Below are 14,709 nucleotides of genomic sequence, written 5' to 3'. Positions count from 1 at the left end.
GTTCGCCCTCGTGCGAAACTGCCCGACCACCGATCCGCGATACCGAATCCCGTCCATGCATCGCCACACCATCGCCCGGTTGCTCGCCGCGGCGCGGAAGCGCACTGAAGCCATCGCGCAAAGCCATCGCCTGAGCACGCAACTGGCGGTCATCGCCGTGCTGCTCGTGGCATGCGGGGGCTTTTTCCTCACGCCGGATTCCTGGCGCTTCGTGGCCACCCCGTTCGCGCTGTCCGCGGCCTCCGCCTTGGTGGCCTACATCGGCCGTCGGCGGCTTGCCGATGCCGTCGTGCTGGCCCTTCCGCCCCTCGCCGGTCGCTGGGTCGACCCCGAAGTCGGCTCGCACGCCTTGCTGGTGGCCTGCCTGGTGATCTATCTGCTGACGCAGCGGCCGCGCTTCGCCGCCGTGGCCGGCAGCACGGTGGCCGCGCTGTTGCTGGCCGCCATCCGCCTGAAGCAGCAATTCGCCGGCACGCCGCTGACGTGGCAAGACGTTCGCTTCTTCTTCCGGCAGTTCGCGGACAACGTCGGCGTGCTGGGAACGCAGCCGACGCTGGTGTGGTACGCAGGGGCTGCGCTGAGTCTGGCGATCCTGGGCTGCATCGCGGCCTGGCGATGGAACCCTCCGGGCCGCCAACCTGGCTGGTCGGCTGCGTCCATGGCCGCAGCGCTGGCCGCGCTCCTCGTCACGTACAGCGGTGTCCTCGTCGCGAAAGAGGTGTCGAACCTGAAAGCGGCAGGCATGTGGTTCGTCGGCGCAGGCCTGGTCGAACGCCCGGCCCTCGGCTTCTTCGCGACGGCGTCGCTGGATCCGCGGTGGGGCGTGGAGGCCGCCGACACCACGGCGTTCCGGCACGAGAGCCTGAAGCTGGTGTCCGCGGAAGCGAAGACCACGCCGGCCGACATCGTCGTCTTCCTGCAGGAGAGCCAGTTCAATCCGGCGACCCTGGCAGGCTGCCCTGCAACGCTGTGCGGCCTGGATGCCTTCGCGGCCACCGGAAGCACGATCGCGCACGGGCCGCTGCAGGTGCATGTCTTCGGCGGCAGCACCTGGCTGTCGGAGTTCGCGTTCGCGACGGGGGTTCCGCACGACTCGTTCGGGCCGGCCGGCGAGTTCGCGCCGTTCAGCGTGGCGCCGCACGTGCACCGCTCCTTCGTGCGCTCGCTGAAAGCGGCCGGGTACCGCACCGTCGCGCTGTACCCGACCCGCGGCGGCATGATGAACGGCCGCATCGCGTATGCCGGCTACGGCTTCGACGAGTTCCTCGACGCAGCCGAGCTGGGCCTGCCCGAGGCCTGGGGCACGCCGGATGCGCTGGTGCACGAAGCCGCGCGGCGCGTTCTGGCGCGCGAGCGCCAGCGCGATCAGCCGGTGTTCCTGTTCGCGCTGACCATCTTCAACCATGCGGAGCACGGCGTGGAGATGGAACGGGTGCCGGCTGAACTTCGCGCCGAAGCGTCGCGGGATTTCGCGTCGGCCGATGAGGCCCGCAGCGTCGCCGACTACGTGTGGCGCAGCCGGGAGTTCGAACGCGAGCTGAAACGGACCCGCGAGGCCGTTCTCGGCAACGCGCAACGGCCCGCGGTGCTCGCCTGGTTCGGAGACCACCAACCCCCGTTCGCCAACGCGATCACGCTGAGGGATCGCATCCGATCGCTGCCGACGCAGACCGGCACGGTGCCCGCCAAGTACCAGACCTGGTACGAGGTCTCGAGCAACCGGCCCGACCGGGCGCCGACCGAGGCGCCGAGTGCCTTGGACCTCGTCTTCCTGCCCGGCCTGCTCGCCCAGGCCGCGGGCGCGCCGATCGACGACTGGTTGGCCGCCAACATCTCGGCCAGAACCCAGTGCGCCGGCTTGCTGGAGGCCTGCCGCACGCCCGGCGTGCGCGAGGCCTACCTCTCGTACCTCTGGGACGATCTCAAGGAGTTCGCGCTTCCCTGAGCCCGTCCGCCGCGACTCAGCGGAGGTTGATCGCGGTGAGCGTCATCGACGTGGCACCGAAGGTGTTGTAGCCGGCAATGTAGAGAACGCCGTTGCGCGACAGCGCCAGGTTTCCGGGCGCCGGGTAGCTCCATGCCGCACGGTGCGTGGTGCGGTCGATCGCATAGGTCGACCGGTTCGTGCTGACGATCACCGCGTTGTCGGTGAGCAGGACCTCGCTCACGAACGATGTGTCGCTCGACGCCTGCGGCGTCCAGGACCACAGCAGCGCGCCGTCGGACTCGGCGCGCGCCTCCAGGCGCAGCGGGTTGTTGTTGACCGCGTACAGCACGCCGCCGCCGTAGGCGGGTGTCCTCGGGTAGACACCCTGGATGCTCCAGTCGATGGTGTTGGCCTGGAGGTTGAAGTGCAGCAGCGAATTGCCGATGGTGCCGCTGTTGAGGAAGCTGTTGGCGTAGGCCGCGGCAAACACCGAATCGGGCCCGCCCAGCACCGCCGACCCGCCGATTTCGTAGATGTAGTTCGTGAACGTCGGGTCGGCGATGGTTGCCTGCAGTGCACCGGTGGTCGGGTGGAACACGCGCAGCGCGTCACCCGAGTAGGCGTAGACCGCGCTCGAATCGACAGCCGGGGTCCAGGTCGACTGAAAGTCGGTTGGCGAAAAGTACAGCGGCGTGCCTTGCAGGTCGAAGGCGTACATCCCGCCCGTGGTGCCCGCGTTGGCGTAGACCCCCGATGGCCCCACGGTGGGCGCCAGGTAGTTGCTCCACTGGTTCGACATGTCCGAGCGGAAGCGCACGCTGCCGTCGCTGGCATCCAGGCCGAACATCGTGGCCGACGTTTGCTGTCCGGCCGACACGTAGACGGTTCCGTCGCGCACGGCGGGCGGGTTCACCGACGGGTACTCCAGGCCGCTGAAGCTGTAGCTCCAGAGCACGGACCCGTCGTGCTCGCTGCGGGCCGTGACGGCGTTGTTGCCGGCGATGAAGAACCTTCCGCCTTCGGTGGTAACGGTGGCCAGATTGAACAGGCCGTTGAAGTAAAGATGGGACGGGACCACCACCTGCCAGCGCGTGCTGAACCGGTTGGGGTCGAGCGTCACCGGCACGTGGCCGGTGTGGGCCGCGTTGCCCTGGAACGTCGACCATTCGGGCGCGCCCGGCATCGCCGCCAGCGTCGTCAGGTGGTTGCCCGGCCAGGCGCCATCCGCCGCCAGCACGTCGACGCTGTAGTTCAGCACCATCGTCGGCGTGGAGTGCAGCGCCGAGCACGCGGCATCGCGGCAGAGGTTCACCACGGCCTGCCCGGCATGGGTGCCCGTGGTCGCGGTGTTGAGGGTGGCGAGTTCGAGTGCGTAGCTGCCGCCGCTGGCAGTGACCGCGACCGGCGCGCCGAACACGCCGCCGGGGTCATTGACCGTGGCGTACAGGGTGTCGGTAAGGCCCAAGGCCGTGGCGTCGAGCGTCACCACCGGATGGACGGACGTGCCGGCCACCACCGAACGCGAGACGCTGAGTTCCTGTGGTGGCTGCGGCGCAGCGGGCGCGTTCGAGTCACCTCCCCCACCCCCACAGCCAGCCAGAACGATGGCGCCCACACAGGCGACCCACAGGCCTCTTGCAATCATCTGTTCCCTCCCGGAATTGTTGCTGTCTCTCGTCTCGTGGACGGAGTCCGTGGATTCTAAGAGGGCTACAGCAGCGGATCGAGCACCGCCCGCCACGCCACCGCCAACTTCTTGTAGCCGTCACGCGTCGGGTGAATCTCGTTCTGCCAGTCGCCCGAGACGCCGTCGGCCGTCGGCTCCGCCAGCACCAGCCCGGCCGATTGCGTGTCGACGACGACCAGCGTATCGGCCGGGTCGGCCGCCAGGTGGGCCGCCACCAGATCACGCAGCAGCCGGTCGAGCCGCCTCATCAGCTCAGCCGCGACATCGCCCCAGTCGTCGATCGGAATGCCGAAGGCCGCCAGCGCCGGCTGCAGCCACGGACCGCTGATGAAGCCCGCGCCCGACGGCCTCGGCATGATCGGCGCGTAGTTGTGAAGCAGCGTCGGCGTGTGCCAGTTCTGGCCAGAGGCGCGCTCGGAAATGAAATGCGCGAAGACCTCGCCCAGGTGCTGCTCGAAGGTGTGCCAGCCGTCAGCGCTGAGGTAGCCGGCGGCATCGGCCGGCACGGCCGTGCGCTCGTCGGGGCGCAGCAGCAGGCGCCGGTCGCGCGGTGCATCGGGGCCGACCGACGCAGCGTCGATCAGGTCGTTGCCGCCGCCGGACAGCAGGATCGCATCCCACCGGAACGACGACGGGCCGCGCAGCAGCCGCAGGAACATCGTCTCCGACAGCGTGTCGGCCATGTGCGCGAGCGTCTTGCTCGGCCGCCCGCAGTTGACGATCACCGTGGCGTTCGAGAGCCACAGCTCGGCCAGCACGTTGCTCGTGAGCCCCGGCGGAATCGAGCCGATCGAGAACCACGAATCGCCCTGCGCCAGGCACTGGCGGTCGAACAGGTCGAACGGGAACAGGCCGGTGTCGCCCTGCCCGTAGGCCGCCGCCGGGGCGATGATCTGGGCGCGGAAGTCGGTGCTCATGGAGGCTCCTCGGAGGCGCAACAGCCTCCGGTGTACTCCACGCCGGCCCGGTTGCATCTCCCCCGACACGGGGGAAGTCAAGCTACGCCTCGCCAGCGCTCAAGAAATCCAACAGCGCCCGGATCTTCGGCGCCAGGTGCGGCCCGGCCGTGTAGATCAGGTACGCCGCCCGCTCATACGTTTCGGTGAGCTGCCAGTCGGGCAGCACGCGCACCAGCGTGCCGTCGGTGAGCCCCTGCGCTGCGCTGAACTCGGGGATCAGCCCGATGCCTGCACCGCCTGTCACGACCGCGGCCAAGGCCAGGCTGTTGCCGATCGAGTACCGGCCCGRGACCGTCACCGCGATGATCTCGTCACCGCGCTTGAACGGCCATGCCGGACCGAATGCGCCGTAGCCCAGGTGAAGGCAGCGGTGCCCTGTCAGCGCTTCAGGCCGCTGCGGCACGCCGTGCGCCTTGAGGTAGCCGGGCGAGGCAATCAGCACATACGGCGCAGCGCACAGTCGCAGCGCGGCAAATCCAGGCGGCGGCGCTTGCGTGATCCGCACCGCCACGTCGACGCGCTCATCGATCAGGTCGATCGGGCGATCGTCGAGCACCACCTGCAGGTCGACCTCCGGAAAGGCCTCGATGAAGCCCGCCAACCTCGGCGCAAGCCAGACCTGCCCGAAGGCAACGGGCGCTGAAACACGCAGCAGCCCGGTGGCACGGGTGCCGTACTGGCCGGCCAGGTCGTGCACATTGCGCGCGGCGGCGAGCAGCTTCTCGCACTCCGCATAGATGTGGCTGCCCATCTCGGTCAATGCCAGCGCGCAGGTGTTGCGCACGAGAAGCCGCGCGCCGAGCGATTTCTCGAGCCGCGCGACGCTGCGGCTCATCGACGACGGCTCCACGCCGAGCACGCGCGCCGCCTGCGAGAAGCCACCGCAGCGCACCACGTGCGCAAAGGCGGCCATTTCATTGAACAACTGCATCGTGAGGGCATTCTCGCCCGATGCAGATCGAAGACCGGTCAGCGCGGATAGCGGGTGAAGAACTCGCTGGCGATCTTCCATCGATCGTCGACCTTGACCAGGTGCATGACCTTCCAGCCCTTCCCTTCGTAGCTGGCCTCCTTCAACGCCGTCTCATAGTCGAGCGAGACCTGGGCGACGCTGCCCACCTGCTCGATCTTGATGTTGCTGAAGCGCTGCTTGAACTTCTTGCCGCTCTCGAAAATGGACTTCCTGAAGCCGGCGTAATCCTGGAGGGTGGCCAGGTTCGCCGAAGCAGGCATGTCGCTCCACACGCCGGCGAAGGGGATCTTCAGGTCCAGCAGCTGCGACTCGAAGCGTTGCGAGTCCCCATCGGAGACGCTGCTCGTGTAAGTCTCCAGCAGGGCGTTGATGGCCTTCTGCTCAGCGGCAGAAGGCGAGTTCCAGGAGTCCGGTGTCATGAAGGCGCTCGTTCGGGATGAATGAAAGGCGACGAGCACCACGGCGCACAGCAGCGCCTTGCGCCAAGGCGTGTTGCGGCCGGAGGGGGTGTTTGCAAGACGGGTCATGCGCGTGGTGGCGAGTGGTGGTGTCGGGCGAGCCTGATTCTTGGCGCCTGGCCGGCGGCCGGCAACAACGCCAGCGCACAGGCCTTGTGCGCATGGCGCAAACACCACCAGCCCACGCGGCCTCAGTCCTTGAAGAACGCCAGCAGATCCGGGTTGATCACGTCCGCATGCGTCGTGCACATGCCGTGCGGCAGGCCCGGGTAGACCTTCAGCGTGCCCTTCTTCAGCAGCTTGATCGAGAGCAGCGCCGAATCGGCGATCGGCACGATCTGGTCGTCGTCGCCGTGCATCACCAGCGTGGGCACGTCGATCTTCTTCAGGTCTTCAGTGAAGTCGGTCTCGGAGAAGGCCTTCACGCAGTCGTGGTGGGCCTTGATGCCGCCCGCCATGCCCTGCAGCCACCAATGCTGGCGGATGCCTTCGGACACCTTTGCGTTCGGCCGGTTGTAGCCGTAGAACGGCAGCGTGATGTCGCGGTAGAACTCGGCGCGGTTGCCGGCCACGCCGGCGCGGATGCCGTCGAACACCTCCATCGGCAGGCCTTGCGGGTTGCCCTCGCTCTTGAGCATCACCGGCGGCACCGCGCCGATCAGCACGGCCTTGGCCACGCGCTTGCTGCCGTGGCGGCCCAGGTAGCGCGCCACCTCGCCGCCGCCGGTGGAATGGCCGACGTGGATCGCGTCGCGCAGGTCCAGCGCGTCGGTCAGCGCGGCCAGGTCGTCGGCATAGTGGTCCATGTCGTTGCCGTCCCAGGTCTGGGTTGAGCGGCCGTGGCCCCGGCGGTCATGGGCGATCACGCGGTAGCCCTTCGCGAGGAAGTACAGCATCTGCGTGTCCCAGTCGTCGGAACTCAGCGGCCAGCCGTGCGAGAAGACGATCGGCTGGCCGGTGCCCCAGTCCTTGTAGAAGATCCGGACGCCGTCCTTCGTGGTGATGGTGTTGTCGCCTTTGGTGTGGGAGCTCATCGTGTTGTCCTTCCTGTGGGTTGAGTGCCAAGCGGCCGTTTATTGCAACACCTGCAGATGACAGTGGCAACGATTGCCGACAAGAAGGAGACGCACCAAGGCCGTGCACCCAGGGTGGTGTCGTTCTCATGGGCGAGAAATGGCGCGCGAACGATTTCAGGTTCTAGAGTCGCCGTCTTTTTTGGGCGATTTCATGAAACGGCTGTTGGTCCTCTTCGCGTCCGGCCTCGCAGGCCTCTGCCTCTGCCTGCTGGCCGTCATGCTGGCCGACGCCACACGGCTCGCACCGCAATTCCCTGCCCCGGGCGGCGAGGACGACTTCGCCGTTCGCGCCAGCTGGTTCTTCTTCGCCGTCTGCCCTGCCTTCTTCCTGATCGGCGCGTGGATCGGCCATCGATCGCTCGGCAGTCCGAAGCAATGGCTGGCCGCCTGGACGGGCGGCGTCATCGGCACGCTGGTGGTCTTCGCCTGCGTCCGCCTGATGCAACCCGTGCTCGACACATTGACCGAAGGCCGCACCGCCACACATGCCGCGCTGGCCTTCTTCGTCGTTTGGGCCGTCGCGACGGCGCTCGGCGCGTGGCTCAGCGCAAGCCGAGCCGCGTCAGCTTCTTGATCAAGCCGACGCGCGAGATGCCGAGCCGCCGTGCCGCCTCGGACTGGTTGCCGCCGACCGCCGTCATCGCGTCGCGCACCAGGCGCAGTTCCAGCTCGGTCAGCGCCGCGTCCAGCGGACCCGCGGCATCCGCGCCCGGCGGCGTGTGCTGTGCCCCGGCCACCTCGGCCGGGTCGCCGCTCGCCAGCCGCAGCAGGTCGGCATCCACCTCGCGCTGATCGGGCAGCAGCAGCGCGCCGGCCGATTCCACCACCGCCTTCAGCTCGCGAACGTTGCCCGGCCACTCGCGCGAGGTGAGCCACGCGAGCGCCCCCGCCGACAGCCCGGCCCGCGGTGCCACGCGGTGCAGGAAGCGCGTCGCGAGCACCGGCACGTCGGCCGGCCGCTCGGCCAGCGACGGCGTGCGCAGCACCACGCCTTTCAACCGGTAGAACAGGTCTTCGCGGAACGAGCCGTCGCGCACCATCGCCTCCAGGTCGCGGTGCGTCGCCGCGACCACGCGCGCCTCGGCCTTCTTCTGCACCCGCCCGCCCACCGGCACGAAGCTGCCTTCCTGCAGGAAGCGCAGCAGCTTCACCTGCATCGGCGGCGGCATCTCGCCCACCTCGTCGAGGAACAGCGTGCCGCCGTGCGCCGCCTCGACCAGGCCCGGCTGGTCGCGGTACGCGCCGGTGAAGCTGCCCTTCATGTGGCCGAACAGTTCGCTTTCGAGCAGCTCGGCCGACAGCGCACCGCAATGGATCGCGACGAACGGCCCGTTCGCCCGCGCACTGCAGGCGTGCAGCGCGCGCGCCACCAGTTCCTTGCCGGTGCCGGTCGGGCCGAGCACCAGCACGCTGACGCCGGTCTGCGCGACACGCCGCACCATCGCGCGCAGCTGCGCGGTGGCCGGCGCCTGGCCGACGATGCCGAGGTCGTCGGCGGCCTGAGCGGTGCGAAGCGTGGTGATCTCGGCATCGAGCCGCGCCTTGCGCAGCGCGCGGGCGACGACGAAACGCAGCATGTCGGGGTCGATCGGCTTGGTGAGGAAATCCCACGCGCCGAGTTCGGTTGCGCGCAGCGCCAGCTCGTGCTCGCCATGGCCCGTCAGCACGACGACCGGCACGCGCGCGAAGCGCGGGATCAGCTCGAGGCCGATCTCGGGGTCCATGTGCGGCGGCATCGCGAGATCGAGCAGCACCAGCTCGGRCCGCTGCCGCGCGAAGGCTTCCAGCGCCTGATCGCCGTCGCCCGCGAGCGTGACCTCGTGGCCCAGCCCGCGCAGGAAGCTGCCGCCGAGGCGCTGGAATGCGGCCTCGTCGTCGACCAGCAGCACGCGACCGCGCTCGGCGGTCGGGTCGGCATTCGCATCGGGGGAAATTTCGTCGCTGTCGCTCATGTCGTCCTCGGAAACTTCAGCGTGAAACAGGTACGCCACGGCGCCCGCTCGGTCAGCGCGACGCTGCCGCCGTGCGCGCTCATCACGCGCGCGACGATCGCGAGGCCGAGCCCGGTGCCACCGGGGCTGCGCGACGCGAACGGCTCGAACAGCCGCTCGCGCACCTCGGCCGGCACGCCCGGCCCGTTGTCGCAGACGTGCAGCAGCAGCGCATCGGCCGTGGTCTCGGCATCGATGTGCACGCCGGCGCCGTCATGCTGCTCATCAGCCGCCGCGGTGCGCGCGTTCTCGACCAGGTTGGTCAGCGCCTGGTCGATGCGCCGCGCATCGGCTTCGACGATCAGCTCGCCATCCAATCCCGGGCCGAGGCTCAACGCCGGCAGGCGACGCGCCGCGGTGCGCACGTGCGCCGCCAGGTCGATCGGCGCGGTCGACAGCTTCCAGGGCTTCGCGTAGTCGAGCAGGTCGCGCGTCAGGTGCGAGATGCGCGCGACCTGGTCAGCCACCTCTCGCCGGGTGTCGGCGGGCGCCAGCGCCACCGCCATCGAGATGATGTTCAACGGGTTGCGGATGTCGTGCGCGACCGTGGCCGCCAGCGAGCCCAGCTCGGCGAGGCGCGCCTGCAATTGCCGCTCGCGCTCGCGCTCGGCGATCTGGCGCGCCTGCTCGACGCGGGCCGCCGCGTCCGCGACGACGCTGCCGAACAGCTCGGCCACCTGGCGCGGGCCGGGCGGCGCGGCCTCCCAGCCGTGCAGCGTGGTGGTCCAGCCGTCAGCGCCCGCCAGGCACACCAGCGACGGTGCAGACGCCGGCGTGGCCGGTGCCTCGCCGACATGCACCTCCACGCGCGTGCCGATGCGCTGGCTCAGCAACGCCGCGGCGCGTTCGGCCAGTGCCTGCGGCGTCTCGGGCGATTGCAGCGCGAGCCGCCATGCGCCGAGGTCGGCCACCGACACTTCGCCGCCCGGGTACACCAGCCGCTCGGCGAAGCGCCGCACCGGCCCGTTCAGCGCAAGGCAACTGGCCGCGACCGCCAGGCCGCCGATCCAGCGCGACTCGATCGGCAGCAGCGGCGTCACCGCGACGATCGCCGCGCCCAGCGCGAGCAGCAGTGCCCACACCAGCGCGCGGCGCGCCCAGGCGTTCGCGACGAACACGCCGTAGCGCAGGATGCCGTAGACGAGGATCAGCGGATAGAACGGCAGCCCGAGCAGCGGGAACGGGTAGACCGGCCAGTCGAGCACCGCGATGCCGTAGCCGGTGAGGCACAGCATTCCCCACAGGCACGACGCGGTGACGGCGGCGATCTGGTTGAAGTACTGGTTGAACCCGGGCCGGCGTGCCCGCATCAGCGTGTGCAGCAGCACCGAGACGCCGCCGATGCCGAGGATCACCCAGGCCAGGCTGGCGATCCAGCCGCTGAGGTTGGCGATCGCGATCCAGCCGATGTCGCGGTGCGCGACCAGGTGGCCCGGCACCAGGATCTCGGCCGCGATCGTCGAGAACGCCCCCAGCGCGTACGCGGCCGCGACACCGGCCCGGCCGATCTCGACGCGACAGAACACCACGCAGAAGTGGAAGAAGAACGACGAGGTCAGCGGCGCGGTCGCGAGCAGCGCCATCGTCAGCCGCTCGACGCCGGGGCCGAACCAGTTCGGCAACTCGTTGCCGGTGATCCAGATCGCGATGCCGGTCAGGAAGGCAGCCAGCAATCGCGCCCCCGCGACCCGGTCGGCCCACCACAGCAGCACGCCGGCCAGGGCCAGGGTTTCGAACAGCGCAAAGGCCAGGGTGGCGTGGATCAGCATGCGGGGTGACCTGTCAACCAAGTTGACGACAAGGGGTTCGCGCACTGTATACGAAGTATGCAGGTCGAAACACAAAATCCAATCAAATCAACGGCTTGCGTGTGACGGACGGGGTGGTCCGGTTCTCGCGATAGAGGTCATGTCAGCCACCTTCGAACAACACCATGACTGCCCTCACCGCCCTGCTTGCCACCCGCCTTCGCCGCGCCGCTGCACCGAGCACCCCGTCGCGCGCCGCACCGCTCGACCTGGCCGCGCTGGTCGGTGCCGACGGCTGGAACCGGCTGCCGGCCGCGGTGCAACGCCGCTTCGGCTGTGCCCACGGCGACACCACCTACATCGGCCACCTGGAGCTGGGTTGCTCGCGCATCGGCGGCTTGTATGCACTGGCGACACGGCTGTTCGGCGGGCCGCTGACACGCATCCGGGCGAGCGGCGTGACGACCACGGTGCGCGTCAGCGACGACGGCCGGGGCGGTGTCGTGTGGGAGCGCGGCTTCCACCGCAACACGATGCTCGGTGCGGATCACGTGCGCACCGTGCGCTCGACGAAGCAGCTCGACCGCGATGGCCGCCTGTTCGAGCGCACCGACGGTGGCCTGAGCATGGCGCTCGACGTTTTCGAAGAACGCGGCTCGCTGGTCTTCCAGAGCCGCGGCTTCTCGCTGGTGTGGGGCTGGCTGCGCCTGCCGGTACCGGCGCTGCTGACGCCGGGCACCTGCCGCGTGATGCACACCGACCTGGGCGGCGGCTTCTTCCGCTTCACGCTGTCGATGGTGCATCCGCTGTGGGGCCGGACCTTCCACCAGTCCGGCGTGTTCGCCGATCCGCACACCGACCTTTGAGAGAACCTGCGATGAACACCCTTTTTCTGCTTCTGTCCGTCCAGGCCCTGATGGGCGCCTTCGACAACCTGTGGCACCACGAGCTGCAGGCGCGCTTGCCGCAACGCGCCTCGGCGCGCTACGAGCTCGCGCTGCATGCCGCGCGCGAGGCGATCTACGGCATCGTGTTCATCGGGCTGGGCTGGTTCGAATGGCGCGGTGCGTTCGCCGCGGTGATGGCCGGGCTGCTGGCGACCGAGGTGGTGATCACGCTGGCGGATTTCCTCGAAGAAGACCGCACGCGGGCGCTGCCACCGTTCGAGCGGCTGCTGCACACGCTGCTGACGATCGGCTACGGCGCCTTCATTGCGCTGATCGCGCCGGTGCTGTGGGGCTGGTCGCAGCAGCCGAGCGCGCTGGTGCTGACGCCGCAGGGCGCGCAGGCGTGGGTGTCGTGGCTGTTCACGCTGTACGGCATCGGCGTGCTGGCGTGGAGCGTGCGCAATGCGCTGGCGGTGCGCCAGCTGGGCCGCGTGCAGCCGGCACCCGCGGCGACGCCGCAGCCCTCGCACCGGATCGAGCCGGCGGTGCTCGTCACCGGCGCGACCGGCTTCGTCGGCAGCGCGCTGGTGGCGTCGTTGCGGCGCGACGGGCGCCGCGTGATCGCATTGGCGCGCGACCTGCGGCAGGCGCGGGCGAGCTTCGGCCCGGGCGTGTGGGTGGTCGACAGCCTGGAGGCGATTCCGTCGGAGACGCGCATCGATGCGGTCGTCCACCTGGCCGGTGCGCRCGTGCTCGGCCTGCCGTGGACGGCGGCGCGGCGCAGCCAGCTGCTGGCGAGCCGGGTCGACGTGGCGGCCGCGCTGCTCGGGTTGATGCGGCGGCTGCAGCAGGCGCCGCGCGTGATGGTGAGTGCGTCGGCGGTGGGGTTCTATGGCGCATCGCCGGAGGGCGCGTTCGAGGCGCTCGACGAGGCCGCGCCGCCCCGCGCCGGCGAGTTTCAGTCCGACCTGTGCACGGCGATCGAGCACGAAGCGCGGCGCGCCGAGGCGCTGGGCGTGCGCGTCGTGCGGATGCGGTTCGGCGTGGTGCTCGGGCGCGGTGATGGGGCGTACCCGATGCTGGCACTGGCTGCGCGCTTCGGGCTGGGTGCGGTGCTGGGCAGCGGGCGGCAGGCGGCACCGTGGATCCACCTGGATGACGCGGTCGGGCTGGTCCGCTTCGCGATGGACCGGAATGACGTCGACGGTGCAGTGAACGCCGTCGCGCCCGAGACCTTGCCGCAAGCGGCGTTCGCCTCGGCCATGGCAGCGTCGTTCGGCCGCTGCGTCCGGCTGCGCGTGCCGGCCGCGCCGATGCGCGCGCTGGCGGGCGAGATGTCGACGCTGCTGCTCGACGGGCAGAACGCGGTGCCGCGCGCGGCGCTGGCGGCGGGCTACAGGTTCAGGTTCGCGAGCGTTCGGGCCGCGTTGACCGATCTGGCCGCCCGGGACCCGGCTTCGACAGGCTCAGCCCGAACGGATGTGGGCTCAGCCCGAACAGAGATCACGCCAGCGGCGCGAGCAACGCCCTCAAATCCGCCTCGCTGAACTTCACGCTCGCCTCGCCGTCGACACCCAGCACGCCTTCGGCCAGTGCCTCCTTGCGCTGCTGCAGCGCCAGCATGCGTTCCTCGATGCTGCCCTCCACCACCAGCTTGTAAACGAACACCGGCTGGTCCTGGCCGATGCGGTGGGCGCGCGCGGTCGCCTGCTGCTCGACCGCCGGGTTCCACCACGGGTCGAGGTGGATCACGGTGTCGGCGGCCGTCAGGTTCAGCCCGACCCCGCCGGCCTTCAGGCTCAGCAGCATCAGTGGCCGCTCGCGCTGCTGGAAGCGCCGCACCACGTCACCGCGCTCGGCCGGCGGCGTCTCGCCGGTCAGCGTCAGGTGCGGCAGGTTCAGCGCGTTCAGTTCGTCGGCCACCAGCCCGAGCATCTCGGTGAACTGCGAGAACACCAGGATGCGCCGCCCTTCCTCCAGCAACTCGGGCAGCGTCGCGCGCAGCCATTCGAGCTTCGCGCGCTCCATCGTCGGCGCCATCGCGGTGCCCTTCAACAGGTACGGGTCGCAGCAGACCTGCCGCAGCTTCAGCAGCGCATCGAGGATGCTGATCTGCGCGCCGCCGAAACCCGTGCGCTTCAGCAAGCGCCGCACCAGTTCGTCGGCGGCCACGCGCACGCTCTCGTACAGCGCGCGCTGCTGGCCTTCGAGCTGCACGCGGTGGACGATCTCGGTCAAGGGCTTCAGCTCGGTCGCGACCTCGTCCTTGCGGCGCCGCAGGATGAAGGGCCGCACGCGCTGCGCCAGCAACTGCGCGCGCAGCGTCTCGCCCTGCGTCTCGATCGGCTTGCGCCAGATTCTCTGGAAAGAGCGAGAGTCGCCGAGGAAGCCCGGCATCAGGAAATCGAAATGCGCCCACAGCTCGCCGAGGTGGTTCTCGAGCGGCGTGCCGGTCACGCACAGCCGGTGGCGCGATTGCAGCCGGCGCAGCGCGGTGGCCGCGCGGCTGGCGGCGTTCTTCACCATCTGCGCCTCGTCGAGCACCACCAGGTGCCACGCCTGCTGCGACAGCGTGCCGATGTCGCGCCACAGCAGCGGGTAGGTCGTCAGCACCAGGTCGTGGCCGGCCGCATCGCCGAAGCGCTTCGCGCGGTCGGCGCCCTGCAGCGTCAGCACGCGCAGCGCCGGCGCGATGCGCGCCGCCTCGGCCTGCCAGTTCGCGATCAGCGAGGTCGGCAGCACCACGAGGGCCGGCAGGTCGAGCCGACCGGCCTGCTGCTCGATCAGCAGGTGAGCCAGCACCTGCGCGGTCTTGCCCAGCCCCATGTCGTCGGCCAGGATGCCGGCGAGGTGCTGCTCGCGCAGGTACTGCAGCCAGGCCACGCCGTGCCGCTGGTACGCGCGCAGCTCGAGCCCGAGGCCGGCGGGCGACTCCACCGGCGGCGGCGTGCCGGCCGCGCGCAGGCGCTGCGTCAGCTCGGTCAGGCCGGCGTCGCCCTGCAG

At 69.9% G+C, this 14,709-nt stretch carries 12 protein-coding genes; 4 read left to right on the top strand and 8 right to left on the bottom strand.

Going from position 1 to position 14,709, the window contains the following annotated elements:
- Window positions 1-55 precede the first annotated feature (55 nt).
- Complete coding sequence (locus tag ACXJLU_RS23795; RefSeq protein ID WP_457335237.1) at window positions 56-1,945, top strand: sulfatase-like hydrolase/transferase; 1,890 nt, start codon at window positions 56-58, stop codon at window positions 1,943-1,945.
- A 16-nt stretch (window positions 1,946-1,961) separates the two neighbouring features.
- On the opposite strand, the gene ACXJLU_RS23790 is transcribed toward ACXJLU_RS23795, so the two are convergent.
- The 5 genes from ACXJLU_RS23790 to ACXJLU_RS23770 all read right to left on the bottom strand — a co-directional run bounded on the left by ACXJLU_RS23790 (window position 1,962) and on the right by ACXJLU_RS23770 (window position 7,038).
- The gene (locus ACXJLU_RS23790) at window positions 1,962-3,440 is read right to left on the bottom strand and encodes an outer membrane protein assembly factor BamB family protein (RefSeq protein ID WP_457335235.1); all 1,479 of its coding nucleotides are present in this window, start codon (window positions 3,438-3,440) and stop codon (window positions 1,962-1,964) included.
- Between the two features lie 197 nt (window positions 3,441-3,637).
- On the bottom strand, window positions 3,638-4,531 hold the full coding sequence (locus tag ACXJLU_RS23785; protein WP_457335233.1) for a hypothetical protein: 894 nt from the start codon (window positions 4,529-4,531) through the stop codon (window positions 3,638-3,640).
- An 82-nt stretch (window positions 4,532-4,613) separates the two neighbouring features.
- Window positions 4,614-5,504, bottom strand: a complete 891-nt coding sequence (locus ACXJLU_RS23780) for a LysR family transcriptional regulator (RefSeq protein WP_457335231.1) — start codon at window positions 5,502-5,504, stop codon at window positions 4,614-4,616.
- Window positions 5,505-5,542: 38 nt separating this feature from the next.
- Complete coding sequence (locus tag ACXJLU_RS23775; RefSeq protein WP_457335229.1) at window positions 5,543-6,181, bottom strand: nuclear transport factor 2 family protein; 639 nt, start codon at window positions 6,179-6,181, stop codon at window positions 5,543-5,545.
- A gap of 14 nt (window positions 6,182-6,195) precedes the next feature.
- Window positions 6,196-7,038: an alpha/beta fold hydrolase gene (locus tag ACXJLU_RS23770; RefSeq protein WP_457335227.1), complete on the bottom strand. Its 843-nt coding sequence runs from the start codon at window positions 7,036-7,038 to the stop codon at window positions 6,196-6,198.
- 193 nt (window positions 7,039-7,231) lie between these two features.
- Here ACXJLU_RS23770 and ACXJLU_RS23765 point away from each other — a divergent pair, with 193 nt between their 5' ends.
- Window positions 7,232-7,654, top strand: coding sequence for a hypothetical protein (locus ACXJLU_RS23765; protein WP_457335225.1), 423 nt, complete (start codon window positions 7,232-7,234; stop codon window positions 7,652-7,654).
- On the opposite strand, the gene ACXJLU_RS23760 is transcribed toward ACXJLU_RS23765, so the two are convergent.
- Window positions 7,623-9,032, bottom strand: coding sequence for a sigma-54-dependent transcriptional regulator (locus ACXJLU_RS23760; RefSeq protein WP_457335223.1), 1,410 nt, complete (start codon window positions 9,030-9,032; stop codon window positions 7,623-7,625). The genes ACXJLU_RS23765 and ACXJLU_RS23760 overlap by 32 nt on opposite strands.
- Window positions 9,029-10,840 (bottom strand): sensor histidine kinase, encoded by a 1,812-nt coding sequence (locus tag ACXJLU_RS23755; protein ID WP_457335221.1) that lies wholly within the window; start codon window positions 10,838-10,840, stop codon window positions 9,029-9,031. The genes ACXJLU_RS23760 and ACXJLU_RS23755 overlap by 4 nt, the downstream gene beginning before the upstream one ends.
- A 164-nt stretch (window positions 10,841-11,004) precedes the next feature.
- Between ACXJLU_RS23755 and ACXJLU_RS23750 the strand changes: the two genes are divergently transcribed.
- Together ACXJLU_RS23750 and ACXJLU_RS23745 are read left to right on the top strand one after the other, a co-directional pair.
- Window positions 11,005-11,685 (top strand): DUF4166 domain-containing protein, encoded by a 681-nt coding sequence (locus tag ACXJLU_RS23750; protein WP_457335219.1) that lies wholly within the window; start codon window positions 11,005-11,007, stop codon window positions 11,683-11,685.
- Window positions 11,686-11,696: 11 nt separating this feature from the next.
- The gene (locus ACXJLU_RS23745) at window positions 11,697-13,253 is read left to right on the top strand and encodes a TIGR01777 family oxidoreductase (RefSeq protein WP_457335217.1); all 1,557 of its coding nucleotides are present in this window, start codon (window positions 11,697-11,699) and stop codon (window positions 13,251-13,253) included.
- Here ACXJLU_RS23745 and ACXJLU_RS23740 read toward each other — a convergent pair.
- On the bottom strand, window positions 13,210-14,709 hold a 1,500-nt coding region (locus tag ACXJLU_RS23740), incomplete at its 5' end, for a DEAD/DEAH box helicase (protein WP_457335215.1). The two genes, ACXJLU_RS23745 and ACXJLU_RS23740, sit on opposite strands and share 44 nt — an antisense overlap.

It is taken from the genome of Rhizobacter sp. P5_C2, assembly GCF_054049715.1.
The sequence above is the reverse complement of the archived record's forward strand: the minus strand, read 5'-3'. Positions and strand labels throughout refer to the sequence as shown.

Coding starts and splice junctions, on each gene's coding strand:
- ACXJLU_RS23795 (WP_457335237.1), top strand. CDS start 56: ATGCATCGCCACACCATCGCCCGGTTGCTCGCCGCGGCGCGGAAGCGC.
- ACXJLU_RS23785 (WP_457335233.1), bottom strand. CDS start 4,531: ATGAGCACCGACTTCCGCGCCCAGATCATCGCCCCGGCGGCGGCCTAC.
- ACXJLU_RS23770 (WP_457335227.1), bottom strand. CDS start 7,038: ATGAGCTCCCACACCAAAGGCGACAACACCATCACCACGAAGGACGGC.
- ACXJLU_RS23765 (WP_457335225.1), top strand. CDS start 7,232: ATGAAACGGCTGTTGGTCCTCTTCGCGTCCGGCCTCGCAGGCCTCTGC.
- ACXJLU_RS23755 (WP_457335221.1), bottom strand. CDS start 10,840: ATGCTGATCCACGCCACCCTGGCCTTTGCGCTGTTCGAAACCCTGGCC.
- ACXJLU_RS23750 (WP_457335219.1), top strand. CDS start 11,005: ATGACTGCCCTCACCGCCCTGCTTGCCACCCGCCTTCGCCGCGCCGCT.